This is a genomic window from Pelagerythrobacter marinus (assembly GCF_034375205.1).
Lineage (GTDB): Bacteria > Pseudomonadota > Alphaproteobacteria > Sphingomonadales > Sphingomonadaceae > Pelagerythrobacter > Pelagerythrobacter marinus.
Map to the genome: position 1 here is coordinate 1,412,691 of NZ_CP139719.1, position 26,958 is coordinate 1,439,648.

Sequence of the window (26,958 nt, forward strand, 5' to 3'; positions counted from 1 at the left end):
TGCAAAATTAGGGGGTTGCCGCGATCCGGTCAACGAGATTGGCGAGTTGCCCGATCGCCCGGTAATCAACCCCGTCGTGCGCGCCCGCGGCGGTATCGTCGTGCGGGCCGAAACTGGAACTGAACCCGAGCTTCGCCGCCTCGCGCAGGCGCACGGCCGAATGCGCGACGGGGCGGACTTCGCCTGCCAGCGAGACTTCGCCGAACCACACGCTGCGCGCCGGCAGCGGCCGGTCCGCCAGCGCCGAAACGAGCGCCGCGGCAACGGCGAGGTCGGCCGCCGGATCGGTCAGGCGGTATCCGCCCGCGATGTTGAGATAGACCTCTGCCGAGCTGAAGTTCAGCCCGCAGCGCGCCTCCAGCACGGCGAGGAGCATGGCCAGGCGCCCGCTGTCCCACCCGACCACCGCGCGCCGCGGGGTCGCGCCGCTCTGCAACCGCACGATCAGCGCCTGGACCTCGACCAGGACCGGCCGCGTCCCTTCCAGCGCGGGGAAGACCGAACTGCCGGCAAGCGGCTCGTCGCGGCCGGAAAGGAACAGCATCGAGGGGTTGGCCACTTCCTCCAGCCCCTGCCCCGCCATGGCGAAGACGCCGATCTCGTCCACCGGGCCGAAGCGGTTCTTCAGGCTGCGCAGGATGCGGTACTGGTGGCTGCGTTCGCCTTCGAAGCTCATCACCACGTCCACCATGTGCTCCAGCACGCGCGGGCCGGCGATGTTGCCGTCCTTGGTCACGTGCCCCACCAGGACCAGCGCGACGCCGTTCTCCTTGGCATAGCGGATCAGTTCGAACGCGCAGCCGCGGACCTGGCTGACCGTGCCCGGCGCCCCTTCGATCGTGTCCGAATACATCGTCTGGATCGAATCGATCACCAGCAGCGCGGGCGCGGCCATGCCGTTCAACGTCGTCAGGATATCGCGCACCGAAGTCGCGGCGGCGAGCTTGATCGGCGCGTCGGCCAGCCCCAGGCGCGCGGCGCGCAGGCGCACCTGCCCGGCGGCTTCCTCCCCGCTGACGTAGACCGCCTCCGCCCCGGCAGCGGCGATCCGCGCGGCCGCCTGGAGCAGCAGGGTGGACTTGCCGATGCCCGGATCGCCGCCCATCAGGATGGCGGAACCGGGCACCAGGCCGCCGCCCAGGGCGCGGTCGAACTCGGCCAGCCCGGTCGTGCGCCGGCGCAGCGCCTCGCCCGGCGCGTCGAGCGGTTCGAAGGCCACCCGGCGTCCGCCGCTCGACAAGTCGTGCTTCTGCGAGAAGACCGTGGCCGGGACATCCTCGACCAGTGTGTTCCATTCGGCGCAATCGGGGCACTGCCCCTGCCACCGGTGCGAAACCGAGCCGCAGGCCTGGCACACGTAACGTTTCTTGGTCTTCGCCATCCCCGCTCCGTAAACAGAACATTTGCGGAACGCAATTGCCAAGCCGGCACGCGCCCGGCACAAGGCGGGCCATGCGGCAGAAGGAACTGAGGATCGCGCTCGTCTGCTACGGCGGGGTCAGCCTTGCCGTCTACATGCACGGCGTGACGAAGGAAATCTGGAAGCTCGCCAGCGCCAGCCGCGCCTATCACGTCGGCGATGCCCCGGCCGGCGGGGTCCAGGGCGTCTATCGCGAGCTGTTGCAGGACATCGGATCGCGCAATGGCCTGAAGCTGCGCGTCCTGCCCGATATCCTGGCCGGGGCCAGCGCGGGCGGGATCAACGCGGTCTTCCTCGCCCAGGCGATCCATTCGGGCCAGTCGCTCGAGCCGCTGACCGAGCTGTGGCTCTCGACCGCCGATGTCGAGCGCCTGGTGGACCCGGAGGCGGAGCCGGTCTGGCGATTCGCCAAGTACTGGGCCCAGCCGATCGCATGGTGGCTGCTGAAGCGCCCGGGCAACGCGGTGTCGGAAAGCGTGGCGCCCGAAACCCAGGCGGAGGTGCGGCGCAAGGTCTCGCAATTCATCCGCGGCCGCTGGTTCGCGCCGCCCTTCTCCGGCATCGGCTTCTCGCGCCTGCTCTACGACGCTTTCCGCGCCATGGCCGAAGGGCCGGTGGCGCAGCCGCTGCTGCCGCCCAACCACCCGATCGACCTGATGGTCACCGCGACCGACTTCCGCGGCCACCTGGAACTGCTGCGGCTGAACAGCCCGCCGGTGGTCGAAGAAAGCGAACACCGCCTGCCGATCGCCTTTTCCGCGCGCAGCCCGCGCACCGGCGGCACCGACCTGGCCGATCCGCTGGAGCTGACGTTCGCCGCCCGCGCCACCGCCAGCTTTCCCGGTGCCTTCCCCCCGCTGCGCCTGGAGGAGATCGACCGTCTTGCCGAGGAACGGGGGGCCGGCTGGTCCGGGCGCGGCGCGTTCCTGGGCCACGTGATGCCCGCCCACGTCCAGCAGGGATCGGTCGAGAATGTTTCGCTGATCGACGGATCGGTGCTGGTCAACAAGCCGTTCGAGGCGGCGATCGAGGCCCTGCGCGGCCGCCCGGCGCAGCGCGAGGTGGACCGGCGCTTCGTCTATATCGACCCGCGCCCCGACCGCTCGCAGGCGGCGGCGGAGGAAGAGGACGAGCCGGTCGGGTTCTTCGGCGTCATCCTCGGCTCGCTCTCGACCATCCCGCGCGAGCAGCCGATCCGCGACAACCTGGAAATCCTCGAGCGGCAGACGCACGAGGCGCAGCGCCGGCAGGCGATGATCGCGGCCTTGCGCCCGGACGTCGAGGCGGCGGTGGAGAAGCTGTTCGGGATGACGCTGTTCCTCGACCGGCCGACCCCGCGCCGCCTCCACGCCTGGCGCGCCAAGGCCCAGCAGGCGGCGGCGGAACGGGCCGGCTACGCCTTCCAGTCCTACGCCCAGGCCAAGTTCACCGCGATCGTGGAGGAGCTGGCCGAGCTGGTGTTCGAGGCCGCCCCGGGGCTGGACCTGCCCGACGCCCGGCCGATCGTGCTGCGCCTGCGCGCGGCGCTGGCGGAGCGAGGGCTGGAGCGGCTTTCCTCGCCCTCGGGCGGGGCGAGCGAGGAGGCGATCGCCTTCTTCCGCGCGCACGACGTCGGCTTTCGCGTACGCCGCCTGCGCCTGCTCGCCCGGCGCCTCTCGCGCGAGTGGGAGGCCGATCCCGAAATCCCCGATGCCGCGGTGGAGGAGGCGCGCGACGCGATCTACGCCATCCTCGCGCTCTATTTCGACCGCGAGGGCGTGGCGGGACTGGGCGACGATTTCCCCGCCGTCGCCGCGCGGGTGATGGAGGATCCGCTGGACGTGATCGACACGCTCGGCCAGCGCCGCCTGCTGCCCGGGGTAGACGAGACGGCCGAACGGATGCTGGCCGAGGCGCTCGAGCGGATGCCGCGCAACCTGCGGCGGCTGATGCTGCTGACGTACCTGGGCTTCCCGTTCTACGACGTCGCCACCCTGCCGCTGGTGCGCGAGGATGCGCTGACCGAGTTCGACCCGATCAAGGTGGACCGGATCAGCCCCGACGATGCCCGCTCGATCCGCGAAGGGGGCACGCGGGCCACGCTGCGGGGAATCGAGTTCTACAATTTCGGCGCCTTCTTCAGCCGCGCCTATCGCGAGAACGACTATCTCTGGGGCCGCCTGCACGGGGCGGAGCGGATGATCGACCTCGTGTGCTCGACCGTGGGCGATCCCGAGGGGCCGGACCCGGCCGCGTTCAAGCGCAAGCTGTTCCTCGCCATCCTCGACGAGGAACGCGAGCGCCTCCGGGCGGACCCTGGGCTGCTCGACAGGATTCGCACCGAAGTGCTCGGCGCCGGCTGATCAGGCGCCGAACGCGCTTTTCAGCTTTTCGAAGAAGCCCCGGCTTTCCGGGCATTCGTCGCCGGTTTCGGTCTCGCGGAACTGTTCGAGGATCGCGCGCTGTTCCCTGGTCAGGAGGGTCGGCGTCTCGACCATGATCTCGACCACCAGGTCGCCCCGCCCGCGGCCCTGGAGCACCGGCATCCCGGCACCGCGCACGCGCAGCTGGCGGCCCGACTGGATGCCCGCGGGGATTTCCACCGTGTTCGTCTCGCCCGAGAGATCGGGGATATCGACCTTGCCGCCCAGCGCGGCGGTGGTGAAGCTGACCGGGACGCGGCTGAGCAGGGTCGTGCCCTCGCGCTCGAACACTTCGTGCCGGCGGACGTGGACGAAGATATAGAGATCGCCCGGCGGCGCGCCGCGCGGCCCGGCCTCGCCCTTGCCCGAAAGGCGGATGCGGGTGCCGGTATCGACGCCCGGCGGGATCTCCACGTCGATCGCCTGCGGCCGGTCGATCCGCCCTTCCCCGCCGCAATCGCGGCACGGGCTGACGAGGACTTCGCCCCGGCCGTGGCAATTGGGGCACGGCCGCTCCACCACGAAGAAGCCCTGCTTGGCGCGGACCTTGCCGTATCCGTTGCACAAGTTGCACCCGCGCGTGCTGGTGCCCGGCGTCGCGCCCGATCCGTGGCAGGTCTCGCAGTTCTGCGAAACCTCGATCTCGATCTGGCTGGTCGTGCCGTGGAAGGCCTCTTCCAGCCCGATTTCCATGTCGTAGCGCAAGTCGGCCCCGCGGCGCGCCTGCTGGCGCCCGCCGGCACCGCCGAATGCGCTGCCGAAAATCGTTTCGAAGATATCGCCCAGGTCGGCGAAGTCGGTGCCCGGATGGCCCCCGCCGCCGCCCATGCCCTGCTGGAAGGCGGCATGGCCATAACGGTCGTAGGCGGCGCGTTTCTGCGGGTCCTTCAGGCAGTCGTAGGCCGCGCTGATCGCCTTGAACTTGGCCTCGTTCTCCTTGCACCCGGCGTTGCGATCCGGGTGATACTTCATCGCCAGCTTGCGATAGGCGGACTTGATCGTCGCCCCGTCCGCGTCGCGGCTGACCCCGAGCAGCTCGTAGAAATCGATTTCGGTTGCCGACATGATATCCCCGTCCTTCAAGAAACTAGCCGCCGCCGGGGCGGTGCGCTCCGGCGGCGGCCTGTTTCTTCACCGGACGTCTCAGTCCTTCTTGTCTTCGTCGACTTCGGAGAACTCGGCATCGACGACTTCCTCGTCGGGGCCGCTCTCGCCCGCCGCGCCGTCGCCTTCCGTCGCCCCCGCCGAGGCGGAGGCCTGCTCCTGGCTGTAGATTTCCTGGCCCATCTTCATCGCCAGGTCGGTCAGGGCCTGGGCCTTGCTGCCGATCGCCTCGATGTCGTCGCCTTCCAGCGCGGTCTTCGTTTCGGCAAGCGCGGTCTCGACCTGGCCCTTCAGGTCGGCGCTGATCTTGTCGCCGTGCTCGTCGAGCTGCTTCTGCGTCGCGTGGACCAGGCTGTCGGCCTGGTTGCGGGCCTCGGCCCCCTCGCGCCGCTTCTTGTCTTCCTCGGCGAACTTTTCCGCGTCCTGCACCATCTGGTCGATGTCGCTTTCGCTGAGGCCGCCGGAAGCCTGAATGCGGATCTGCTGCTCCTTGCCGGTGCCCTTGTCCTTCGCGGAAACGTTGACGATGCCGTTGGCGTCGATGTCGAACGTCACCTCGATCTGCGGTACGCCGCGCGGCGCCGGGGGAATGCCGACGAGGTCGAACTGGCCCAGCATCTTGTTGTCCGCGGCCATCTCGCGCTCGCCCTGGAAGACGCGGATGGTCACCGCGTTCTGGTTGTCTTCCGCGGTCGAGTAGGTCTGCGTCTTCTTGGTCGGGATCGTCGTGTTGCGATCGATCATGCGGGTGAACACCCCGCCCAGCGTTTCGATGCCGAGCGAGAGCGGGGTCACGTCGAGCAGGAGGACATCCTTGACATCGCCCTGGAGCACGCCGGCCTGGATCGCCGCGCCCATGGCGACGACTTCATCGGGATTGACGCCGGTGTGCGGCTTCTTGCCGAAGAATTCCTCGACCACTTCGCGCACCTTGGGCATCCGGGTCATGCCGCCGACCAGGATCACCTCGTCGACGCCGCCCTTCTCGACGCCCGCGTCGGCCAGGGCCTTCTTGCACGGTTCCAGCGTCCGCTTGATCAGGTCGCCGACCAGCTGTTCCAGCTTGCTGCGGGTGATCGTTTCGACCAGGTGCAGCGGGGTGCTGGAGCCGCCTTCCATGCGGGCGGTGATGAACGGCAGGTTCACTTCGGTCTGCTGGCTGGACGACAGCTCGATCTTGGCCTTTTCCGCGGCTTCCTTCAGCCGCTGGAGCGCAAGCTTGTCCTTGCGCAGGTCCATGTTCTCTTTCTTCTCGAACTGGTCCGCGAGATATTCGACGATCGCGCTGTCGAAGTCTTCACCGCCCAGGAACGTGTCGCCGTTGGTGGACTTCACCTCGAACACGCCGTCGCCGATTTCGAGGATCGAGACGTCGAACGTGCCGCCGCCGAGGTCGTAGACGGCGATCGTCTTGCCGTCGTCCTTGTCGAGACCATAGGCAAGCGCGGCCGCGGTCGGCTCGTTGATGATGCGAAGCACCTCGAGCCCGGCGATCTGGCCGGCGTCCTTGGTCGCCTGGCGCTGCGCGTCATTGAAGTATGCGGGAACGGTGATGACCGCCTGCGAAACGGTTTCGCCGAGATAGCTTTCGGCGGTTTCCTTCATCTTCTGCAGGATGAAGGCGGAAACCTGGCTGGGGGAATAGTCCTCGCCGCCGGCCTCGACCCAGGCGTCGCCGTTCTTGCCCTTGACGATGTCGTAGGGGACGAGCTCCATGTCCTTCTTGGTCATCGGGTCGTCGAAACGGCGCCCGATCAGGCGCTTGATGGCGAACAGCGTGTTGTCGGGATTGGTCACGGCCTGGCGCTTGGCGGGCTGGCCGATCAGCCGTTCGTTGTCCTTGGTGAAGGCCACGATCGACGGCGTCGTGCGCGCGCCTTCGGAGTTTTCGATGACCTTGGGCTTGTCCCCGTCCATTACGGCAACGCAGCTGTTCGTCGTGCCGAGGTCGATACCGATTACTTTCGCCATGGTTTCCCTATTCCACTTTCTACACGTTGGACGCCGCGCAATGTGCTTCCCGGTAACCGGCAAAGCAGCTCGGCGGCTCGATTACGAGGGCGATATAGGTGCGGTTTCGGTTGGCACAAGGGAGCGGCACGGCTAGCTTCGGGATATGTTCCGGAGGGGAGAAACGACCGTGAAATCACCGATCCTTGCCGCCGCGTTCCTTTCGTGCGCCACCCTGGGCCTGGCCGCCTGCGGCGACGGCGCCGACGAACAGGCCGAAACCGCGCCCGAGGGGGTGCCGGGCCTGACGGTCACCAATGCGCGCATGGTCCTGCCCCCGGTGGAGGGCAACCCGGCGGCGGTCTATTTCGACTTGTCCTACGACGGCGATCGCAACGTCGCGCTCAACCGGGCCCACGTCGAAGGGGCCGGCAGCGCGTCGCTCCACGAATACGGCGAATGGAACCGCCAGGTGCAGATGCAGGAAATGCTGCCGCTGGTCCTGACCAAGGGGACCGAGGTCAAGTTCGAGCCGGGCGGCAAGCACGTCATGGCGACCGACGTCTCGCCCGAGCTTCAGCCCGGCGGAACGACCGAGGTGACGCTGATCGTTTCGGGCGGCGACAAGACCACGTTCGAGGCGGAGATCCGCGGCCCCGGGGAAGAGCGCTGAGCGAGGCGCGGGCTGCATCCCGGGCCGAATCTCCACCCGCACCGCGCTGCCCGGCCGGTGGGGAGCGGCCGCTGACCCCGGGCGAGATCGCCCTCGCGCGCAGCGTGTTCGGCGACGCGATCGACTATGCCCGGGTCACGATCAGGCGGCGCAAGTTCTTCCCCTTTCAGCCCCGCCGGGTGACGATGGCGCCGCGCGGGCACCTGCATTTCCACCCGCGGGGCGATGCCTACTGCGACGATTTCGCGCGCGAACCGGTTCTGCGCCAGGGCCTCTTCATCCACGAGATGGTCCATGTCTGGCAGGCCCAGCGCAATGGCAGCTGGTGGCTGGTATTCCGGCGGATGCCCTGGGCCCGCTACGACTACAGCCTCAAGCCCGGGTGGCCGCTGGAACGTTACGGGATCGAACAGCAGGCCGAAATCGTCAAGCACGCCTTCTGGCTGCGCAACGGGGTGCGCCTGGCCGGCGTCGGCGACGCCGCCGCCTACGACCTGCTCGTCCGCTTTCCCGGCGCCTCTTGAGAGAAACGGTTTCAACCGATACCACTTGACCGCATGACCGGGCGGCCCAACCCGCGCCCGGCATGCAGGTTCAATCATGGAGCTAAAGGACTACGGAATGTCGCGCGAGCGCGGCTTCCTTTCGCATTACGAGATCGATTCGATCGCCCTCCCCGGCCAGTTCGCCCCGGTGCTCGAAGCCGCCGGCCAGCTTTCCGCGCTGCTGACCACCGGCCGCATCCGGCACTGGCTGGACGCCCTGCCCGATCCGGGGCTGGAGGACTGGGCGCGCGCGGCGCCGGAGGAAGAGGTCCGCACCGCGATGGTGCACTATTCCTTCCTCGTCCAGGCCTACGTCTGGGGAGAGGCGGAGCCGCCCGCCCACCTGCCCGCGAACCTCTCGCGGCCGATCGTGGCGATCGCGGACCGCCTGGGGCAGGCCCCGCTGCTGCCCTATTCCTCCTACGTCCTCGACAACTGGTACCGGGTCGACAAGTCCGGTCCGGTCGATCTCGACAATATCGCGATGTTCCAGAACTTCTACGGCGGGGCGGACGAGAACTGGTTCGTCCTGGTCCACGTCGCGATCGAGGCGGAGGCCGGCGTCCTGCTCGACAACGCCGCGCGGCTCGTCGCCGTGGCCCGGCAGGGCGACGAGGACGAGGCGATCCGCCTCCTGGCCGAAATGGACGCCGCGTGGGAACGGATCTACGGCCATTTCGCGCGGATGCCCGAACGCTGCGATCCCTACGTCTATTTCCACCGGGTGCGGCCCTATATCCATGGCTGGGCGAACAACCCGGCGCTGGACGGCGGGCTCGTCTACCAGGGGATCGAGCGCTTCGGCGACCGGCCCCAGGCCTTCCGCGGCCAGACCGGCTCGCAGTCGAGCATCGTCCCGTCGATGGACGCGCTGTTCCAGGTCGGCCACTCGGACGATCCGCTCAAGAGCTTCCTCGACGAACTGCACCACTATCGCCCGGTCGCCCATCGCCGCTTCATCGAGGACCTGGCCGCGCAATCGAGCTTGCGCGATTTCGTCTCCGCCTCGGGCAACCGGGCGCTGAAGGACGCGTTCAACGCCTGCCTCGAGCAGTCGGCGCGGTTCCGCACCCGACACCTCGAATATGCGGCCAGCTACATCAACAAGCAGGCCGGATCGATCGCGGGCAACGATCCCGACGTTGGCACGGGCGGCACGCCGTTCATGCGCTACCTGAAGAAGCACCGCGACGAGAACCGCGCGCAGACGGTCTGACGCGCTTCGACACCGCGCACGAAGAAGGGGCCGCCCCCGGCAAGGGAGCGGCCCCTTTCCTCGCCTGTCTCGCGGCGCCTAGAAATAGTCGCGATAGCGGTCGTCGTGGCGGCAATCGTCGTCGAGATAGCGGCCGTTGCGTTCGTACCAGCCGTCGCAGTCGTTATCCTTGTCCTTGAAATAGCCGGCAATCCCGCCGATCGCCGCCCCGGCAATGGCGTAAGTCTCGAAGTCTTCGCCGGTGATCGCGGCGGCGGCGGCCCCGGCCGCGGCGCCCAGGCCCGCGCCTTCCACCGCGTAGTTGTCCGCACAGCCGCCGAGGCCGAGCGAAGTGGCCAGCAGCGCCGGCGCGAGAAGCATCTTGGTTTTCATGGCATGTCTCCGTTGCATCCCTGTCGGTAACGCTACGGATCGCGCGGGCCGAGGTTCCGGCCTGCCGCCGGCTCAGTCGTAAGCGACGCCGGGCAGCCCCTGGCCGCCATCGGCGATGAAACGGTCGATCCGTTCCTCCAGCACGGGCAGCGGAACCGAGCCGAGCGAGAGCACGACATCGTGGAACTTGCGAATGTCGAACCGATCGCCCAGCGCGTCTTCGGCCTTCGCGCGCACCCGCCGCATCGTCATCTCGCCCAGCTTGTAGGCGAGCGCCTGGCCGGGCCAGCTGATGTAGCGATCGACCTCGGTCTCGACCTCGTGCCGCGACAGGGCCGTGTGCCCGGCGAGGTAGTCGATCGCCCGTTCGCGGCTCCAGCCGTAGTGGTGGATGCCGGTGTCGATCACCAGCCTCGCGGCGCGCCACATCTCGTAGCTGAGGCGCCCGAACCGTTCGTAGGGCGTGCGGTAGATGCCCATTTCCTCGCCCAGGTACTCGACGTAGAGGCCCCAGCCCTCGCCGAAGCCGGAAAAGTAGGTCTGGCGCCGGAAGCGCGGGGCATCTTCCTGCTCCAGCGCGACGCCGGCCTGGAAACTGTGCCCCGGGATGCATTCGTGCAGCGTCAGGGCCGGGATGTTGTAGAGCGGGCGCGAAGGCAGGTCGTACGTGTTCATCATGCACGCATCCAGCCCCCCGCGCCCGGCGGTGTAGAACGGCGCGATCGCGTCGGGCACCGGGCGGATCGTGAACCGGTGGCGCGGCAGGAACCCGAAATAGTCGGCGATCACGCCGTCCACGCGCTTGGCGACATAGGCCGAAACGCCCATCAGCTCGTCCGCGTCGTCGGCGACGAAGCGCGGATCGCTGCGCAGGAAGGCGATGAAGTCTTCCAGCGCCCCCTCGAAGCCGGCCTCTTCGCGCACGGCCTCCATCTCGGCGGTGATCCGCGCGACTTCGGCCAGGCCGATCTCGTGGATCTGCGGGGCCGTGAGGTCGAGCGTCGTGTACTGCGCGATCTGCTGCTGGTAATAGGCCGGCCCGTCGGGCATTTCGCTGGCCGCCAGCGACGTGCGCGTACGCGGCAGGTACTCGTCGCGGAAGAAGGCGAGCAGCCGGGCATAGGCCGGGGTCACGCTGCCGGCGATCGCGGCGCGCCCCTCGGCCTTCAGCCGGGCGGCCTCTTCGGCCGGGATGCGCGCCGGCATCCGTTCGAACGCGGTCCAGAACGGGCTGTCCTCGGGATCGTCCACCACGTTCGGTGCGATCGAGGCGTCGCGCCCCTCCAGCGTCACGCGCGGAACGCTGAAGCCCCGCTCCAGCCCGGCGCGGGCATTGGCCATGTGCTCGTCGAAATAGCGCGGGATGTCGCGCATCCGGCCGATGTAGCGTTCGTATTCCTCGACCGTGGCGAAGCCGCTGCGCGGCGCGAGATAGCTCCAGAAACTCGAATCGCTGTCGAACGGCATTTCCCATTCGCGAAAGCGCGCATCGCCGATCTCGTGCTGCAGCAGGGTGTGCAGGACGGCGGCGTCGATCCGTGCCTGCGGGCCGAGCGCCTCGCGGTCGAGCCTCTCGAGCCGGGCGAGGAACTCGCGCGCCTTGTCCGCCCGCGCGCGCTGCGCCTCCGGCGTGACCGACCACAGCCGCGGGCCGGGCGCGATGCTGCCGTTGGGCTGTTCCACCTGCCGGTGTTCGGCGAGCTGGTACTCGTAATAGGCATCGGCCAGCGCGGCGAGCTGGCTGTCGGCGCTGTCCCGGGCGGCGAGCGGCGGGGCCGCGGTGACGGCCAGGGCCAGGACGGCCGCGGCCAGGATCGTGCGAACCGCCCGCGCCGGGCCCCCTCCCCGCCGTCCGGCCATCTACTTGGCCACGCTGACCATGGCGGGGCGCAGCAGGCGATCCTTGATCATGTAGCCCGATTGCAGCTCCTGCACGATCGTCCCCGGCTCCTGCCCGTCTTCGGCCGGGACTTCCATCATCGCCTGGTGGACATTGGGGTCCAGCGGCATCCCGGTCGCGGCGATCCGGGTAATCCCGTGCTGGGCGAAGACTTTCTCGATCTCGCGCATCGTCGCCTCGATCCCCTCGACGAAGCGGCGGGCCTGCTCGTCCTCGCGCAGGCCGGCCGGGACGTGGTCGAGCGCGCGGGAAAGGTTGTCCGCGACCGAGAGGATATCGCGCGCAAAGCCGGTCGCGGCGTAATTGCGCGCGTCCTGCACGTCCTTTTCCAGCCGGCGGCGCACGTTCTGCGTATCGGCCCGGGCGTAGAGAACATCCTGCTTAGCGGCATCGAGGTCGGCCCGCAGCGCGGCGAGCGCTTCGTTCAGGTCGCCGGCATCACCGGCATCGCCGGCATCGCCCTTGTCGTCGCCGTCGCCTTCTGCCTCGCCGGCGTCGTTCAGAAATTCCTCGGGAACGCCTTCCAGTTCCTTTTCCACGGCCTCGTCGCGGGCCGGCTCGCCGTTCTTGCGAGTATCGTTGTCGCTCATGTTTTCTCGTATCTACCCGATGAGTTTGCCCAGGGAACGGGCGGTGAAGTCCACCATGGGGACGACCCGGGCGTAATTCAACCGAGTGGGGCCGATCACCCCCAGCACGCCGACCACGCGCCCTTCGCGGTCGCGATAGGGGGAGGCGATGACCGACGAGCCGCTGAGCGCGAAGAGGCGATTTTCGCTGCCGATGAAGATCCGCGTCGCTTCCGCCTCGCGCGCGCTTTCGAGCAGGTCGGCCACCGACTGCTTGTTCTCCAGGTCGTCGAGCAGCGAGCGCACGCGGTCGAGATCGGATAGCGCCGCTTCGTCCAGCAGCCGGGCCTGGCCGCGCACGATCAGGACCGGCCGCTGCGCGGCATCCTCGCTCCACACCGCCAGCCCGCGTTCGACCAGGCTGCTGCTGGCCTCGTCCAGCTCCGACTTGCCGGAGGCGATCTCGGCCCGCATCGCGGCGACCGCCTCTGCCAGGGTGCGCCCGGCCAGCCGCGCGGTGATGTAGTTGCTGGCCTGTTCGAGCATCTGCGGCGCGGCCCCTTCGCCCAGCTCGATCACGCGGTTCTCGATCGCGCCGTCCTCGCCCACCAGCACCGCGAGGACCCGGCCCTGCCCCAGGTTGACCAGGTTGAACTGCGCCAGTCGCGGCTCGAGCCGGGGCACCATGACCATGCCCGCCGCGCCCGAGATGTCGGACAGGATCGCGCTGGTCTGTTCCAGCGCCTGCTCGATCGGGCCGGGTTCGGACAGTCGCCGCTCGATCTCCTTGCGCTCGGCCCGGCTCGGCTCGGCCACCTGCATCATGCCGTCCACGAACAGGCGCAGCCCGCTCTCGGTCGGCATCCGGCCGGCGCTCGTATGCGGCGCGGCCAGCAGCCCCAGCGATTCGAGGTCCGCCAGGACCGAGCGGATCGAGGCAGGCGACAGGTTGAGGCCCTGTTCCCCGGCGAGCGTCTTGGAGCCCACCGGCTGCCCGCTGTCGAGATAGCCTTCCACGACCAGCCGGAAGATGGCCCGGGCGCGATCGGTCAGTTCGGTGACGGGTGGTGCCATGCCGGGGAAATTAGGCAATTCGCCGGGCAATCTCAATTTCCCATCGCGCGCCGCTTGTCGAAGCATGGGCTTTTCATCTAGCGCGATCGGCAAGAACGGCCCCCGGCACCCGGACATGCCCCGGTGCAAGGCCCCGAGAGAACGGAGACAATCCCATGCGTCCTTCTGGCCGCGCGCCCGACGAAATGCGCGCCATCACCATCGAAACCGGGTTCACCCGCCATGCCGAAGGCTCGTGCCTGATCGGTTTCGGCGACACGCGCGTGCTGTGCACCGCCAGCGTCGAGGAACGCATCCCGCCGTGGCTGCGCGGCAAGGGCGAAGGCTGGGTCACCGGCGAATACTCGATGCTGCCGCGCGCCACGCATACCCGCGGCCAGCGCGAGGCGGCGAAAGGCAAGCAGAGCGGCCGGACCCAGGAAATCCAGCGGCTGATCGGCCGGTCGCTGCGCGCGGTGGTCGATCTCGGCAAGCTGGGCGAGCGGCAGATCACGCTCGATTGCGACGTCATCCAGGCCGACGGCGGCACGCGGACCGCGGCGATCTCCGGCGCATGGGTCGCGCTGCGCCTGGCGATCGACGGCCTGATCGAAAGCGGCGAGCTGGCCGAAGACCCGATCCAGGCCCAGGTCGCGGCGATCAGCTGCGGCATCCACCAGCAGACGCCGGTGCTCGATCTCGATTACGACGAGGACAGCGCCGCCGATGCCGATGCCAACTTCGTGCTCATCTCCGGCGGGCAGATCGCCGAAGTCCAGGCGACCGCGGAAGGCGCGACTTACGACGAGGAAGGCCTGCTGCGCCTGCTCCGCCTCGCGCGGATCGGTTGCGACCGGATCTTCGAGGCGCAGCGCGAGGCGGTGAAGAAATGACCCGCCGCATCGGTGCCGGCTCGCTCGTCATCGCCACGCACAACGCCGGCAAGCTGAAGGAAATCGGCGCGCTGCTCGAACCCCATGGCGTTTCCTGCATCGGCGCGGGATCGCTGGGGCTGCCCGAGCCGGCGGAAACCGGCCAGACATTCGTCGAGAACGCCCTGCTCAAGGCGCGCGCCGCGGCCGAGGCATCGGGGATCGTCGCGCTCGCGGACGACAGCGGCCTCGCCGTCGCGGCGCTGGGCGGGCGGCCCGGGGTCTATACCGCGGACTGGGCCGAACGGCAGTGGTTCGAAGGCGAGCCGGGGCGCGACTGGTACATGGCCATGGGCAAGGTCGAGGGGCTGCTCGCGGCCGAGGGGCCCGACGTCTCGCGCGCGGCGGCCTTCCACTGCGTGCTCGCGCTCGCCTGGCCCGACGGCGAACAGGCGGTTTACGAAGGCAGCGTCGCCGGCACGCTCGCCTGGCCGCCGCGGGGCGAATGCGGCTTCGGCTACGACCCGGTCTTCGTGCCCGAGGGCCGCGACCGGACTTTCGCCGAGCTCGACCCGGCGGAAAAGCACCGGATCAGCCACCGGGCCGATGCTTTCGCGAAACTCGTCGCGGAACAGTTCGGCGCCGGCTGACGGGCGCGCCGCCCTCGCCCGGGGGCGCGTTTCGCCGCCGGGCCGGCCATGCTAGGGATGCCTCGTGGCACGCGCACTCTACATCCACTGGCCCTTCTGCCTGAAGAAGTGCCCCTATTGCGACTTCAACAGCCACGTGCGCGACGCGGTCGATCACGCCGCCTGGCAGGAGGCGCTGGTCGCCGACATGCGGCACGAGGCCGCGCTCGCGGGCGGGGAGCCCCTGGGCTCGATCTTCTTCGGCGGCGGCACCCCCTCGCTGATGCCGCCCGCCCTCGTCGCGGCCCTGCTGGCGGAGGCGGAGCGCCTCTGGGGCTTTGCCGAGGGGATCGAGATCACGCTGGAGGCCAATCCGTCCTCGGTCGAGGCGGCGGCTTTCGGCGGGCTCGCGCAAGCGGGGATCAACCGCGTCTCGCTCGGTCTCCAGGCGCTCGACGACGCGGCGCTGCGGTTCCTCGGGCGGCTGCACGATGCCGACGAGGGGCTGCGCGCGCTCGCAGTGGCGCAGCGCCAGTTCGCCCGCGTCAGCTTCGACCTGATCTATGCGCGCCCCGGCCAGCAGCCCTCGGCGTGGGAGGGCGAGCTGGCCCGCGCGCTGGCGCTGGGGACCGGGCACCTCTCGCTGTACCAGCTGACGATCGAGCCCAATACGCGCTTCGCCACCGACGTCAGGCTCGGCCGCTTCGCGCCGCTGGAAGACGATCCGGCGGCCGAGCTGTTCGAACTGACCCGCGCGATGACCGCCGCCGCCGGGCTGCCGGCTTACGAGATCAGCAACCACGCGCGGCCGGGGGAGGAAAGCCGGCATAACCTGACCTACTGGCGCTATCGCGATTACTGCGGGATCGGCCCCGGCGCGCACGGGCGGCGCGGCGGCGTCGCGACCCAGCGGCACCGCAAGCCCGAGAACTGGCTCGCCGCGGTCGCCCGCCAGGAGCACGGGATCGCGGAAGAGAGCGCGCTGTCCCCGCCGACCGCCGCGGCCGAGGCGCTGCTGATGGGCCTGCGGTTGAGCGAGGGGGTGGACCTGCCCGCCCTCGCCCGCCGCTTCGCCATTCCGCCCGGGCGCCTGGTGGACGCGGAGCGGCAGGAAATGCTTGCGCGGCTCGGCTTCCTGCGGCGCGAGGGAGATCGCCTGCGCGTCACCGCGCGCGGGATGCCGGTGCTCGACGCGATCCTGGGCGAACTGGTCCATCCCGGGCTGGTCGCGGCATGAGCGCGCCCGACCTGCTGGCAGAGTGGCGCGACCACCTGGAGCAGGGCCGGCGCCGCTCGCCGCACACGGTGCGCGCCTACCTCGCCGCCGCGCAGCGCCTGCTCGCCGCCACCGGTTGCGCGCAGTGGCCGGCCGTCGCGGCGATCGAGGCGCCCGGCCTGCGCGAGCAGCTCGCCCGGCGCCGGGCAGACGGGCTTTCGAACGCCTCCACCGCGCGCGAGCTGTCCGCGCTCAAGGCCTTCGTCGCCTTCGCCCGCGAGCGCGCGGGCCGGGCCGATGCCGCCGCGCCGCGCCTGCTCGGGCCGCGCCTGCGCAAGGGCCTGCCGCGCCCGGTCACGCCCGACGACGCGAGCGGGCTGGCCGACCTGGTCGCGGCCGACGCGGCCGAGGAATGGATCGGCGCGCGCGACCGCGCGGTCCTCCTTCTCCTCTACGGCGCGGGCCTGCGGATCGCGGAGGCGCTTTCGCTGCGGGGCGGCGACCTGCCGCTGGGCGACACGCTGACCGTGACCGGCAAGGGCGGCAAGCAGCGCGTCGTCCCGATCCTGCCGGTCGTGCGCGCGGCGGTGGATGAATATGCGCGCCTGTGCCCCTGGCCCGCGGCGGAAGACCAGGCCCTGTTCCGCGGGGCGCGCGGCGGCCCGCTCAACCCGGGCATGGTCCAGAAAGCGGTCGCCCGCGCGCGCACCGCGCTGGGGCTGCCGGCCAGCGCCACCCCCCATGCCCTGCGCCATTCCTTCGCCACCCACCTGCTCGGCGCCGGGGCGGACCTGCGTTCGCTGCAGGAGCTTCTGGGCCATGCCAGCCTGGGCTCGACCCAGATCTACACCAGGGTCGATGCGGCGACCCTGCTCGACACCTATCGCGCCGCCCACCCGCGCGAGCGGGAGGAGCCGGGCGACTGACCGCCGGGGTCAGTCCTCGCCGCGTTCGCGCGGGGTCCAGGTCGCGACCCGCCAGAAATAAGCCGCCAGCGTCACCCCGACGAGGCCGAGCACGATCCAGCCGAAGACATGCTCGTACCCTTCGAGGTAGCGCGCAAGCGCCGCCCCGCCGATGACGAGCAGCGCGTTCCACGCCCCCGCGCCGACGAAAGTGAAGGCGAGGAAGCGCCAGACGTTCATGTGCGCCAGCCCCGCCGGCAGCGAGATCATCGTGCGGAACACCGGCGTGCAGCGCAGGATCAGCACGACCCACTGCCCGTGCCGGCGGAAGAAGCGCGAGGCCCCCTCGACATGTTCCCAGTCGAGCGTCAGCCAGCGCCCCCAGCGGTCGATGAACGGGCGCAGCCGCCGGTAGCCCCAGCGATCGCCGAGCCAGAACCAGGCGTAGTTGCCCGCGGTCGAACCGATCGTTCCGGCCAGCATCAGCGGCCAGAACGCCATTTCCCCGCGCTCCACCAGCACGCCGCCGATGCCCATGATCACTTCGGATGGCACCGGGGGAAAGATGTTCTCCAGCGCCATCAGCACCGCGATGCCGAGATAGCCGCCGCGCGCTATCGCCTCGATGATGATCTCGTGCATGGGGCTGCGGGCTGCCGGGGTCAGAGCGCCGCGTGGCGCGCCTCGATCGCGTCCCAGATCCGCGCGCCGCTGTCGGTGCCGTTGAACGCGTCGATCGCGACGATCCCCGTGGGGCTGGTGACGTTGATCTCTGTCAGCCACTTGCCGCCGATCACGTCGATCCCGACGAAGACGAGGCCCCGCCGCTTGAGCTCGGGCCCCATCGCGGCGCAGATCTCCTCTTCCCGCGCGGTCAGTTCGGCCGCTTCGGCATGGCCGCCCTGGGCGAGGTTGGAACGAAATTCGCCTTCGCCCGGGAAGCGGTTGATCGCCCCGGCGAACGCGCCGTCGATCAGCACGATCCGCTTGTCGCCCTCTGCCACCTCGGGCAGGAAGGGCTGCACCATGTGCGGTTCGGGCCAGGTCTGGTTGAACACTTCCGCCAGCGCGGAAAGGTTGGTCCCGTCGGCGTCGATCCGGAAGATCGCTTTGCCGCCGTTGCCGTGCAGCGGCTTGACCACGACCGCGCCGTGGCGGCGGTGGAAATCGCGAATGTCGGCCAGTTCGCGCGCGATCAGCGTCGGCGGCATGAACCGCGCGTAATCGAGCACGAACATCTTTTCCGGCGCGTTGACCACTTCGCGCGGGTCGTTGACCACCAGCGTTTCGCCGCGCAGCCGGTCGAGCAGCAGGGCGGCGCTGATATAGCCGAGGTGGAACGGCGGGTCCTGCCGCATGAGGACGACGTCGATGTCGCGCCCGAGGTCGATCCTCTCCCGCTCCCCCAGCCAGCGGAAATGGTCGCCCTCCACCCGCTGGACCGAGACCTCGCGCGCCCAGGCGGTGACCCGGTCGTCCTCCCAGGCCAGGGTCGCGACGTCGTAGTGCCACAGGCGATGGCCGCGCGCCTGGGCGGAAAGCATCAGCGCGAACGAGGAATCGCCCGCGATCCGCACGCTTTCGATCGGGTCCATCTGGATGGCGACGCGTAAGGGCATTGGGGGTTCTCTTTCGGTCGGTATCGGCGTCAGGGCTGCCAGGCGTTGACGATGTGGCGGGGGATCGCCCCGGGCGCAAGGAGGATCACGTCGATCCGCAGGTCCTCGCCCCCGTTCGCGTATTCGTGCGCGACCGCCTCGGCCGCGGCGGCGACGCGGGCCAGGCGGAACTCGTCGATCGCGTGGTCCAGCTCGGCCGCCCGCGCCCGCCACTTGACCTCGACGAAGGCGATCACATTGCCGCGCCGGCAGACGAGGTCGATTTCCCCCAGCGGGGTCCGGCGCCGGCGGTCGAGAACGCGCCAGCCCTGCAACTGCATCCACAGCGCGGCCCGCCCTTCGCCCGCCCGGCCCTGCCGTTCGGCGCGCTGGCGCTTCATGTCCCGCGCAGTTCCAGCGCCCGGGCGTAAAGCGCCTTGCGGTCCTGCCCGGTCGCCCGCGCCACTTGCGCCGCGGCCTGCGAAGGCTTGGCCGAAGCCAGCGCCTCGCGCAGCAGGGCGTCGATGTCCTGCCCCGGCGGCGGGCCGGCCGCGCCGGGGCCGATCAGCAGGACGATCTCGCCCTTCGGCGGATGGGCGGCATAATGCCGGGCGAGATCCGGCGCGCTGCCCGTGCGGCATTCCTCGTGCAGCTTGGTCAGCTCGCGCGCGACCGAGACTTCGCGCCCGGGCAGGATCGCAGCGATCGCGTCGAGCGATTTCACGAGGCGCGGCGCCGTTTCGTAGAAGATCGCCGTCGCGTCGATGCCGGCGACGGCCTCCAGCGCCTCGCGCCGGGCCTTGTCCTTGTTGGGCAGGAACCCGGCGAACAGGAACCGGTCGTTGGGCAGGCCCGACAGGGTCAGCCCCGCGATCGCCGCGCAGGCCCCCGGCAGGGCGGTGACCGCGATGCCCGCCGCCCGGGCCGCGCGCACGAGGCGATAGCCGGGATCGGAGACGAGCGGGGTGCCCGCGTCGCTGACCAGCGCGATCGCCTGATCGTGCATGTCCGCCACCAGTCGCTCGCGCTCCGCCGCGCCGGCGTGGTCGTCGTAACGCCGCAGCGGTTTCGACAGGCCGAGGTGCTTCATCAGCTTGCCGGTCACCCGCGTATCCTCGCACGCGACCGCGTCGCAGCGCGCCAGCGTCTCGGCTGCCCGCACGGTGATGTCGCCGAGATTGCCAATCGGGGTCGCGACTATATAGAGACCGGGTCGGAGAGGTTGGTGGGCCACTCCCGCATCCATGAACACGACGACGGGGAGCCGCAAGCATGAAGCGTTGGAAACTGACACGGCGAATGCTGGTTGTCGCCGGGGCGAGTGCCGTCCTGGCCGGGTGCCAGATCATTCCCAAGGGGCCGGCAAGCCGCCCGGCGCCCGAACCGGCCCCCGCCCCCGATCCCGGCCCCTCGGGCCTGCCCAGCGACGAGACGCGGCACCGCGTCGCCCTGCTGGTGCCGATGTCGGGCGATAACGGCGCGGTCGGCCAGTCGATCGCCAACGCGACGACGATGGCCCTGCTCGATACCAGTGCCGACAACCTGCGGATCACGACCTACGACACCGCGCGCGGCGCGCGCGAGGCGGCCCGGCGCGCGATCGCCGACGGCAACCGGCTGATCCTGGGCCCGCTGATGGGCGACAACGTGCCGACCGTCCTGGCGGAGGCGCGGCCCGCCGACGTGCCGCTGATCTCCTTCTCCAACGATACCGCCGTGGCCGGGCCCGACGTGTTCCTGATGGGTCACATCCCCGACCAGTCGATCGCGCGCAGCGTCAGCTATGCCCGCGATCGCGGCTCCGAACGCTTCGCCGCGATCGTGCCCGACGGCGAATACGGCCGCCGCGCGGAACTCGCCTTCTCCAGCGCGGTGCGCGATTCGGGCGGGCAGCTGGTGGCGACGCAGCGCTATACCCGCGGCAATACCTCGATCGTCAGCGCGGCCCAGCGGCTGAAGCAGGAAGGCGGGTTCGACACGGTGCTGATCGCCGACGGCGCGCGCCTGGCGACCCAGGCCGCGGGCGAGCTGCGGCCGCGCGGCACCGGCGCGACCCAGATCATCGGCACCGAGCTGTGGAGCGGCGAAAGCGCGGTTACCCGTGCGGCGGCCCTGCGCGGGGCCCTGTTCGCCGCCGTGTCGGACGCGCGGTTCAAGCGTTTTTCCGACAGCTATCGCAACCGCTTCGGCGCGCAGCCCTATCGCATTTCCACCCTCGGCTACGACAGTGTCCTGCTGGCGCTGCGGGTCGCGCAGGACTGGCGCGTCGGACGCCCCTTCCCGGTCTCGCAACTGCGCGAGGACAGCGGCTTCCTCGGCCTCGACGGGCCGTTCCGGTTCGGCCGCGACGGGGTGATCGAACGCGCGATGGAAGTGCGCGAGATCCGCGACGGGCAGGTCGTCATCGTCTCGCCCGCGCCGAGTGGTTTCTGAAGCGCGGGCGGCATCGCGCCGCGTGATTCGCGAACGACCGGCGGCCTCGTGCCGCCGGCTGACCCGCAAGAGAGCGTCGGATAACCGCGCCGAACGGCTTGAGCGGCGCCCCTGCCCGGCGCAATAGACAGACCATGTCCGAAGACCTGTTCGAAAACCCGGCCGCCACGGGCGGCGATTACGACGCTTCCTCGATCGAGGTGCTCGAGGGGCTGGAGCCGGTGCGCCGGCGGCCCGGGATGTATATCGGCGGCACCGACGATCGCGCGCTGCACCACCTGGCCGCCGAAGTCCTCGACAACGCGATGGACGAGGCCGTGGCCGGCCATGCCTCGCGGATCGAGGTTTCGCTGGAGGAAGGCAACCGGCTGACGATCACCGACAACGGGCGCGGCATCCCGGTGGCCGAACATCCCAAGTTCCCCGGCAAGTCCACGCTCGAGGTGATCCTCTCCACCCTCCATTCGGGCGGCAAGTTCTCGGGCAAGGCCTATGCGACCAGCGGCGGCCTGCACGGCGTCGGGGTCTCGGTGGTCAACGCGCTTTCCAGCCACACGCGGGTCGAGGTCGCGCGCGAGCGCAAGCTCTATGCCCAGGAATTCGCGCGCGGGGCGACCCTCGGCGGGCTGGAGGAACTGGGCGCGGCGCCCAACCGGCGCGGCACGAGCGTCGCCTTCACCCCCGACAGCGAGATCTTCGGCGAGCGGCAGTTCAGCCCGCGGCGCCTGTTCAAGCTCGCCCGGTCGAAGGCCTATCTCTACGCCGGGGTGGAAATCCGCTGGAAATGCGCGGCCGCCCTGGCGAGCGAGGACGTTCCGGCAGAGGCGGTGTTCAAGTTCCCCGGCGGCCTCGCCGATCACCTGGCCGAACAGGTCGGCGACCGCGAGTGCGTGACCAGCAGCCCTTTCTCGGGGACGCAGGACTTTCCCGATGAACAGGGGCGGGTCGAATGGGCGATCGCCTGGCCGCTGTGGTCCGACGGCTCGACCAGCTGGTACTGCAACACCGTGCCCACGCCCGACGGCGGAACGCACGAACAGGGCCTGCGCGCGGCGCTGACCAAGGGGCTGCGCGCGTTCGGCGACCTCACCGGCCAGAAGAAGGCGAAGGACATCACCGCCGACGACGTGGTCACCGGGGCGGAGATCATGCTCAGCGTCTTCATCCGCGATCCCCAGTTCCAGAGCCAGACCAAGGACCGCCTGACCTCGCCCGAGGCCGCGCGCCTGGTGGAAAACGCGGTTCGCGACCACTTCGACCATTTCCTCGCCGACAACATGGAACGCGGCAAGGCCCTGCTCGGGCAGGTCATGGAACGGATGGACGAGCGCCTGCGGCGCAAGCAGGAACGAGAGGTCAAGCGCAAGACCGCGACCAACGCCAAGAAGCTGCGCCTGCCCGGCAAGCTGACCGATTGCAGCGGCGAAGGCGCGGGCGAGACCGAGCTGTTCATCGTCGAGGGCGACAGCGCCGGCGGCAGCGCCAAGCAGGCGCGCGACCGCAAGACCCAGGCGATCCTGCCGATCCGCGGCAAGATCCTCAACGTCGCCTCCGCCAGCGCCGACAAGATCCGCGCGAACAGCGAGATCGCCGATCTCGTCCTGGCGCTGGGCTGCGGCACCCGGAAAGACTGCGACCCGGAAAGCCTGCGCTACGACCGGATCGTGATCATGACCGACGCCGACGTCGACGGCGCGCATATCGCGACGCTGCTGATGACGTTCTTCTTCCAGGAAATGCCCGAGGTCGTGCGCCGCGGGCACCTGTTCCTCGCCCAGCCCCCGCTCTACCGCCTGACCGCCGGGAAGGAGAGCGCCTATGCCCGCGACGACGCGCACCGGGCGGAGCTGGAGGCGACGGTGTTCAAGGGCCGCAAGGTCGATGTCGCCCGTTTCAAGGGCCTGGGCGAGATGAACCCGCAGCAGCTGCGCGAAACCACGATGAACCCCGAAACCCGCAGCCTCGTGCGCATCACCCTGCCGGCCGAGCACGAGCAGCGGCACGCGGTTAAGGAACTGGTGGACCAGCTGATGGGGCGCAACCCGGAACACCGGTTCAACTTCATCCAGAACCGCGCCGGGGAGTTCGACCGCGAGATGATCGACGCCTGATCGCGCGCACCGGCGGCCGTGCGCGAGGGGTCCCGGTCAGTCCTCCGCCCGGGTGTGGATGTGCAGGTGCCCCTCCAGCGTGCGGTGGACCGGGCACTTGTCGGCAATCGCCACGATCCGGCGGCGCTGGTCGTCGTCCAGCGGCCCGCGCACCGCGATCCGGCGGTGCAGCGCCTGGATCTGCCCGTCCTCGCCATCGAGCGCGTGTTCGCAGTCTTCCTCGTGATCGCGCTCGTGCGAGAGGTGGATCGTCGCCCCCTCCAGCGGCCAGCCCTTGCGATCGGCGTAGAGGCGCATCGTCATCGCGGTGCAGGTGCCGAGCGCGGCGAGGAGCAGGTCGTAGGGCGTCGGGCCGCTGTCGTCGCCGCCGTAGCTGCGCGGTTCGTCGGCCACGAAGCGGTGGGCGCGCGTATGCACTTCGGTGCCGAACTTGCCATGGCCGCTTCGCACCACGACCCCTTCTTCGGGCATCGGCCAGTCGTCGCGCAGCGGGAGGTATCGCGTGCTCCACCCGGCAATGACGGTCGCGGCGAACTCCGCATCGCGGGCGTCGAGCAGGAGGTGATCGGCCCCCGCCAGGCTGACGAAGCTCTTGGGATGGAGCGCGGCCTGGAACAGGGCGCTGGCGTTCTCCACCCCGACGAGGTCGTCGGTCGGCGAATGGAGGAACAGCACCGGCACGCGAAGCCGGGCGACTTCGCCCAGGAGATCGATCGCCTCCACCCGGTCGAGGAACTCGCGGCTCAGTTCAAACGGCCGCCCGCCGATCGAGACGGTTGCCGTCTTCCCCGCGCGGACCGCGTCGAGGTCGCCCTCGATCCGGCGCAGAACGTGCGGCACGTCCGACGGGGCGCCGATCGTCGCCACCGCGGCCACCCGGTCGAAGCCGAGATCGTCGGCCGCCGCCAGCACCGCCGCCCCGCCCAGGCTGTGCCCGACCAGCAGGATCTTGTCCCCGAACCGGTCCGCCAGGTATTGCCCGGCAGCCACGAGGTCCTCCACGTCGGTGGCAAAGCCCGCCCGGCCGAATTCGCCCCCGCTGCCGCCCAGCCCGGTGAAGTCGAAGCGCAGGCAGGCGATCCCCTCGCGCGCGAGGGCGCGGGCGACCGCGATCGCCGCCTTGCTCTGGCTGGTGCAGGTGAAACAGTGCGCGAACAGCGCCGCCCCCCGCACGAGGCCGGTCGGCAGCTCGAGCGAACCCGACAGTTCGTGCCCGGCGGCGGTGGTGACGGCGATCTTTTCGGTCGGCATGGCGTTCCCTTCCTGAATCGGCCCTCGATATGCGGCCGGCATGACGGGGCCCCTGCAGCCCCGACAGCAGTCACACGGCAAGCGGCTTTACCGCCCGGCAACCTAGCGGCTTGCCGGAGCGGTGGGAAATTTTCCGCGCTTTCGTGTAAGCTTTTCGCCCGGGGCAGGACTAAGGGGGCATGTCCAGCGATCAGCACACTCTCTACGCCCGGGCCGGCGAGCTTTTCGCACCCGCGATCGCCCGCCTCGCCCGCGCGTTCGAGCGCGATCGCGAGAAGGCGCGCGACCTGGAGCAGGATATCCATGCCGAGCTGTGGCACAGCTTCGCGCGTTTCGACGGGCGCTGTTCGCTCAAGACCTGGACGTATCGCGTCGCGCACAACGTCGCGGCAGACCACGTCGCGGCGGCGAGCCGCCGGCCGGAGCCGGTGCCGCTCGACGCGATCGAGAGCCTGCCCGAGGCCGGCGACGCCGAGCGTCAGGCGGCCGAGAACCTCGCGATCGAACGCGTGCGCGAACTGGTCCGCCGCCTGCCCCCGCTCGACGCCCAGGTCATCGTGTTGTGGCTGGAAGGCCAGAGCGGCAGCGAGATCGCCGAGATCACCGGCCTGAGCGTCGGCGCCGCGCAAGTGCGCGTGCACCGGGTGAAGAGCCTGATCGCGGCCGCATTCGAACACCCCGAAGTGGAACCGAGCCGATGACCCGCACCCTTTTCGATCAATGGGCCGCCGAAGGCGCGTCGGCCCGCTTCACCCCCGGCGACGCGCTGGCCGACCGGCGCACGCGCTTCGAACGCCGGGTTCGCCGCCGCAACCTGACCGAATATGCCGCCGGCGCGCTGGTGATCCCGGTCTTCGCCTGGACCGCGTGGCTTACCGCCCGCGCGGGCGAGATCGTCCTCGCCGCGGGCTGGCTGGCCGGGATCGTCGGCATGGTCGTGGTGCTGTGCGGCCTCTATTACCGCGCCGGCAACCTGCCCCACCGGCCCGAGGTCGATTGTCGCAGCCACTTGCGCGCGCAGCTGGTCCACCAGCGCGATGCCCTGGCCAGCGTACCCCGCTGGTACCTTGCCCCGCTCGTCCCCGGCCTTGCCCTGGTGACGGTGGGATCGGTCCTGCCGATCGCGCGCGCCGAAGGCTGGATCGTCGCGTCGCTCGCGGCGGCCGGGCCGCTCGCGCTGATCGCCGGGGTCTTTGCCGGGATCGCCTGGCTCAACCGCCGCGCGGCGCGCGAACTGGCACGCGAGATCGAGGCACTCGATTCGGCCGCCGGATCGGCCGCCGGAGTCAGCAACGATCGCGCGGCACCCCGCCCGCCCCACGACTGAGGAGATACCGATGAAGCTCTTGCCCCTGGCCCTTGCGCCCCTGGTCGCCGTCGCGGCCCTGCCCGCCCCGCTGCTTGCCCAGGCTTCCGCCCCGCCCACGCAACCCGCACCGCCCGAGGCGCAGGCCGCCGGCCCGCTGGAGGCAGCGGCCGAAGGCGTGGTCGCGGTCCTGCGGCAGGAACGACCCGCGGCGGACGTCTTCGCGCCTTCCTTCCGCGCCGCCGTGCCCGACGAACAGCTGGCGCAGCTGATGCAGCGCCTCGTCGCCCAGTTCGGGGCGCTGCAAGGCGTGGAAGCGGTCACCGCCACCGGCCCCGCCTCGGCCACGATCGCGCTGCGGTTCGAACGCGCGATCGGCTCCGGCCCGATGCAGATCGACGCGCAGGGCAAGGTCGCCGGCCTCCTGCTCAACCAGTTCGACCCGCTCGACGATGGCGCCGACAGGATCGTCGCCGACCTCGCCGCGCTGCCGGGCACGACCAGCCTCTATTACGCGCCGCTGGGCGACGGGGCGGAACCGATCATGGCGGTCAATGCCGATACGCAGATGGCGATCGGTTCGACCTTCAAGCTCTATGTCCTTTCGGCGCTGGCGCGCCAGGTCGAACGCGGGGAGCGCGCGTGGGACGAGGTCGTCCGGCTCGACCGGCGATCGCTGCCCAGCGGGATCGCGCAGGCCTGGCCCGAAGGCGCGCCGGTGACGATCCACACGCTGGCGACTCTGATGATCTCGATCAGCGACAATACCGCGACCGACCAGCTGGTCGCCGTGGTCGGGCGCGATGCCATCGCCGCGGAACTGCGCGCCAGCGGCCACGCGGCGCCGGAGCGCACCCTGCCCTTCCTCACCACGCTCGAGCTGTTCGGCCTCAAGGGCGATATCGAGCACGGCCTCGCCTATGCCCGCGCGAGCGAGGAGGAACAGGAACGGATGCTCGATGCCTTCGCGACCGAGATCGCCGGCGATCCCGAACGGATCGTGAAGCCGACCTTCACCGCGCCGACCGCGATCGACAGCCTCGAATGGTTCGCCAGCGGGCGCGACCTCGCCCGCCTGCTGGACCGGATCGCCGCGCTCGACGATCCGACCGCGCGCGCGATCATGGCGGTGAACCCGTCGATGCCCGACATCCGCCGGGCGGACTGGCGCTATGCCGGGTACAAGGGCGGGTCGGAGCCGGGCGTCCTCAACCTCACCTGGCTGCTCCAGGGCGATGACGGGGAGTGGCGCATCCTGACGCTGGGCTGGAACGATCCCGCCGCGCCGGTGGAAACGAGCGCGCTGGAACTGATCGCGCAGCGGGTCCTCTCGCTCGGCCGCGACGCGTCCGGACCCGCTTCGCCGGCCGGCTGAAACGCGCGGGTTCCGGCCCGACCGGTCTTGCACTCGCGTGCCGCACCGCTTAACGCGC

Annotated in this window: 25 protein-coding genes; 13 read left to right on the top strand and 12 right to left on the bottom strand. The window is 70.1% G+C overall.

The window, feature by feature from the left end; all coding sequences use genetic code 11:
- Window positions 1-7 precede the first annotated feature (7 nt).
- Entirely contained in the window at window positions 8-1,381 is a 1,374-nt protein-coding gene (gene radA, locus T8T98_RS06840; RefSeq protein WP_160732877.1) for a DNA repair protein RadA, read from the bottom strand.
- A 71-nt stretch (window positions 1,382-1,452) separates the two neighbouring features.
- Between radA and T8T98_RS06845 the strand changes: the two genes are divergently transcribed.
- Window positions 1,453-3,762 carry a patatin-like protein gene (locus T8T98_RS06845; RefSeq protein WP_322295879.1) on the top strand — a complete coding sequence of 770 codons (2,310 nt, stop codon included), beginning with the start codon at window positions 1,453-1,455 and terminating at the stop codon, window positions 3,760-3,762.
- Here T8T98_RS06845 and dnaJ read toward each other — a convergent pair whose 3' ends face one another.
- Complete coding sequence (gene dnaJ, locus T8T98_RS06850) at window positions 3,763-4,887, bottom strand: molecular chaperone DnaJ (RefSeq protein WP_322295880.1); 1,125 nt, start codon at window positions 4,885-4,887, stop codon at window positions 3,763-3,765.
- 78 nt (window positions 4,888-4,965) lie between these two features.
- A complete protein-coding gene (gene dnaK, locus T8T98_RS06855; protein WP_251105651.1) occupies window positions 4,966-6,897 on the bottom strand; it encodes a molecular chaperone DnaK in 1,932 nt (643 codons plus the stop codon).
- A gap of 169 nt (window positions 6,898-7,066) precedes the next feature.
- Here dnaK and T8T98_RS06860 point away from each other — a divergent pair, with 169 nt between their 5' ends.
- The 3 genes from T8T98_RS06860 to T8T98_RS06870 all read left to right on the top strand — a co-directional run bounded on the left by T8T98_RS06860 (window position 7,067) and on the right by T8T98_RS06870 (window position 9,310).
- A complete protein-coding gene (locus tag T8T98_RS06860) occupies window positions 7,067-7,549 on the top strand; it encodes a copper chaperone PCu(A)C (RefSeq protein WP_251105650.1) in 483 nt (160 codons plus the stop codon).
- Window positions 7,550-7,653: 104 nt separating this feature from the next.
- Window positions 7,654-8,073: a vgr related protein gene (locus T8T98_RS06865; protein ID WP_251105649.1), complete on the top strand. Its 420-nt coding sequence runs from the start codon at window positions 7,654-7,656 to the stop codon at window positions 8,071-8,073.
- Between the two features lie 97 nt (window positions 8,074-8,170).
- Window positions 8,171-9,310, top strand: coding sequence for a PrnB family protein (locus T8T98_RS06870; protein WP_322295881.1), 1,140 nt, complete (start codon window positions 8,171-8,173; stop codon window positions 9,308-9,310).
- Between the two features lie 78 nt (window positions 9,311-9,388).
- Here the strand turns inward: T8T98_RS06870 and T8T98_RS06875 are convergent, their stop codons facing one another.
- The 4 genes from T8T98_RS06875 to hrcA form a co-directional block, all read right to left on the bottom strand.
- A complete protein-coding gene (locus T8T98_RS06875) occupies window positions 9,389-9,682 on the bottom strand; it encodes a glycine zipper domain-containing protein (RefSeq protein WP_160732883.1) in 294 nt (97 codons plus the stop codon).
- Window positions 9,683-9,754: 72 nt separating this feature from the next.
- Window positions 9,755-11,542 (bottom strand): DUF885 domain-containing protein, encoded by a 1,788-nt coding sequence (locus T8T98_RS06880; RefSeq protein WP_251105647.1) that lies wholly within the window; start codon window positions 11,540-11,542, stop codon window positions 9,755-9,757.
- Window positions 11,543-12,172, bottom strand: coding sequence for a nucleotide exchange factor GrpE (grpE, locus tag T8T98_RS06885; RefSeq protein WP_251105646.1), 630 nt, complete (start codon window positions 12,170-12,172; stop codon window positions 11,543-11,545).
- A gap of 12 nt (window positions 12,173-12,184) precedes the next feature.
- Window positions 12,185-13,225: a heat-inducible transcriptional repressor HrcA gene (gene hrcA, locus T8T98_RS06890; protein WP_160732886.1), complete on the bottom strand. Its 1,041-nt coding sequence runs from the start codon at window positions 13,223-13,225 to the stop codon at window positions 12,185-12,187.
- Between the two features lie 155 nt (window positions 13,226-13,380).
- On the opposite strand from hrcA, the gene rph reads away from it, so the two are divergent.
- The 4 genes from rph to T8T98_RS06910 all read left to right on the top strand — a co-directional run bounded on the left by rph (window position 13,381) and on the right by T8T98_RS06910 (window position 16,847).
- Window positions 13,381-14,097 (top strand): ribonuclease PH, encoded by a 717-nt coding sequence (gene rph, locus T8T98_RS06895; RefSeq protein ID WP_251105645.1) that lies wholly within the window; start codon window positions 13,381-13,383, stop codon window positions 14,095-14,097.
- On the top strand, window positions 14,094-14,726 hold the full coding sequence (gene rdgB / locus T8T98_RS06900; protein ID WP_160732888.1) for an RdgB/HAM1 family non-canonical purine NTP pyrophosphatase: 633 nt from the start codon (window positions 14,094-14,096) through the stop codon (window positions 14,724-14,726). Before rph ends, rdgB begins: the two co-directional genes overlap by 4 nt.
- A 64-nt stretch (window positions 14,727-14,790) precedes the next feature.
- The gene (gene hemW, locus T8T98_RS06905) at window positions 14,791-15,942 is read left to right on the top strand and encodes a radical SAM family heme chaperone HemW (protein ID WP_251105644.1); all 1,152 of its coding nucleotides are present in this window, start codon (window positions 14,791-14,793) and stop codon (window positions 15,940-15,942) included.
- The gene (locus T8T98_RS06910) at window positions 15,939-16,847 is read left to right on the top strand and encodes a tyrosine recombinase XerC (protein WP_251105643.1); all 909 of its coding nucleotides are present in this window, start codon (window positions 15,939-15,941) and stop codon (window positions 16,845-16,847) included. Before hemW ends, T8T98_RS06910 begins: the two co-directional genes overlap by 4 nt.
- 9 nt (window positions 16,848-16,856) lie before the next feature.
- Here T8T98_RS06910 and T8T98_RS06915 read toward each other — a convergent pair whose 3' ends face one another.
- The 4 genes from T8T98_RS06915 to rsmI are packed head-to-tail and all read right to left on the bottom strand — an operon-like array spanning window position 16,857 to window position 19,658.
- Window positions 16,857-17,468: a DedA family protein gene (locus T8T98_RS06915; RefSeq protein WP_251105642.1), complete on the bottom strand. Its 612-nt coding sequence runs from the start codon at window positions 17,466-17,468 to the stop codon at window positions 16,857-16,859.
- Window positions 17,469-17,488: 20 nt separating this feature from the next.
- Window positions 17,489-18,445 carry a glutathione synthase gene (gshB, locus tag T8T98_RS06920; RefSeq protein ID WP_160732892.1) on the bottom strand — a complete coding sequence of 319 codons (957 nt, stop codon included), beginning with the start codon at window positions 18,443-18,445 and terminating at the stop codon, window positions 17,489-17,491.
- A 29-nt stretch (window positions 18,446-18,474) separates the two neighbouring features.
- Complete coding sequence (locus T8T98_RS06925) at window positions 18,475-18,825, bottom strand: YraN family protein (protein ID WP_160732893.1); 351 nt, start codon at window positions 18,823-18,825, stop codon at window positions 18,475-18,477.
- Window positions 18,822-19,658, bottom strand: coding sequence for a 16S rRNA (cytidine(1402)-2'-O)-methyltransferase (gene rsmI, locus T8T98_RS06930; RefSeq protein ID WP_251105641.1), 837 nt, complete (start codon window positions 19,656-19,658; stop codon window positions 18,822-18,824). The genes T8T98_RS06925 and rsmI overlap by 4 nt, the downstream gene beginning before the upstream one ends.
- A gap of 38 nt (window positions 19,659-19,696) precedes the next feature.
- On the opposite strand from rsmI, the gene T8T98_RS06935 reads away from it, so the two are divergent.
- Both T8T98_RS06935 and parE read left to right on the top strand, forming a co-directional pair.
- Complete coding sequence (locus tag T8T98_RS06935) at window positions 19,697-20,857, top strand: penicillin-binding protein activator (RefSeq protein WP_160732895.1); 1,161 nt, start codon at window positions 19,697-19,699, stop codon at window positions 20,855-20,857.
- 134 nt (window positions 20,858-20,991) lie between these two features.
- The gene (parE, locus tag T8T98_RS06940) at window positions 20,992-22,968 is read left to right on the top strand and encodes a DNA topoisomerase IV subunit B (RefSeq protein WP_251105640.1); all 1,977 of its coding nucleotides are present in this window, start codon (window positions 20,992-20,994) and stop codon (window positions 22,966-22,968) included.
- A gap of 36 nt (window positions 22,969-23,004) precedes the next feature.
- Here the strand turns inward: parE and T8T98_RS06945 are convergent, their stop codons facing one another.
- Window positions 23,005-24,219: a bifunctional alpha/beta hydrolase/OsmC family protein gene (locus T8T98_RS06945; RefSeq protein WP_251105639.1), complete on the bottom strand. Its 1,215-nt coding sequence runs from the start codon at window positions 24,217-24,219 to the stop codon at window positions 23,005-23,007.
- Between the two features lie 179 nt (window positions 24,220-24,398).
- Between T8T98_RS06945 and T8T98_RS06950 the strand changes: the two genes are divergently transcribed.
- The 3 genes from T8T98_RS06950 to T8T98_RS06960 are packed head-to-tail and all read left to right on the top strand — an operon-like array spanning window position 24,399 to window position 26,900.
- Window positions 24,399-24,920: an RNA polymerase sigma factor gene (locus tag T8T98_RS06950; RefSeq protein ID WP_251105638.1), complete on the top strand. Its 522-nt coding sequence runs from the start codon at window positions 24,399-24,401 to the stop codon at window positions 24,918-24,920.
- A complete protein-coding gene (locus T8T98_RS06955; protein WP_251105637.1) occupies window positions 24,917-25,546 on the top strand; it encodes a hypothetical protein in 630 nt (209 codons plus the stop codon). Before T8T98_RS06950 ends, T8T98_RS06955 begins: the two co-directional genes overlap by 4 nt.
- A 10-nt stretch (window positions 25,547-25,556) precedes the next feature.
- Window positions 25,557-26,900 carry a class A beta-lactamase-related serine hydrolase gene (locus tag T8T98_RS06960; RefSeq protein ID WP_251105636.1) on the top strand — a complete coding sequence of 448 codons (1,344 nt, stop codon included), beginning with the start codon at window positions 25,557-25,559 and terminating at the stop codon, window positions 26,898-26,900.
- Window positions 26,901-26,958 lie beyond the last annotated feature (58 nt).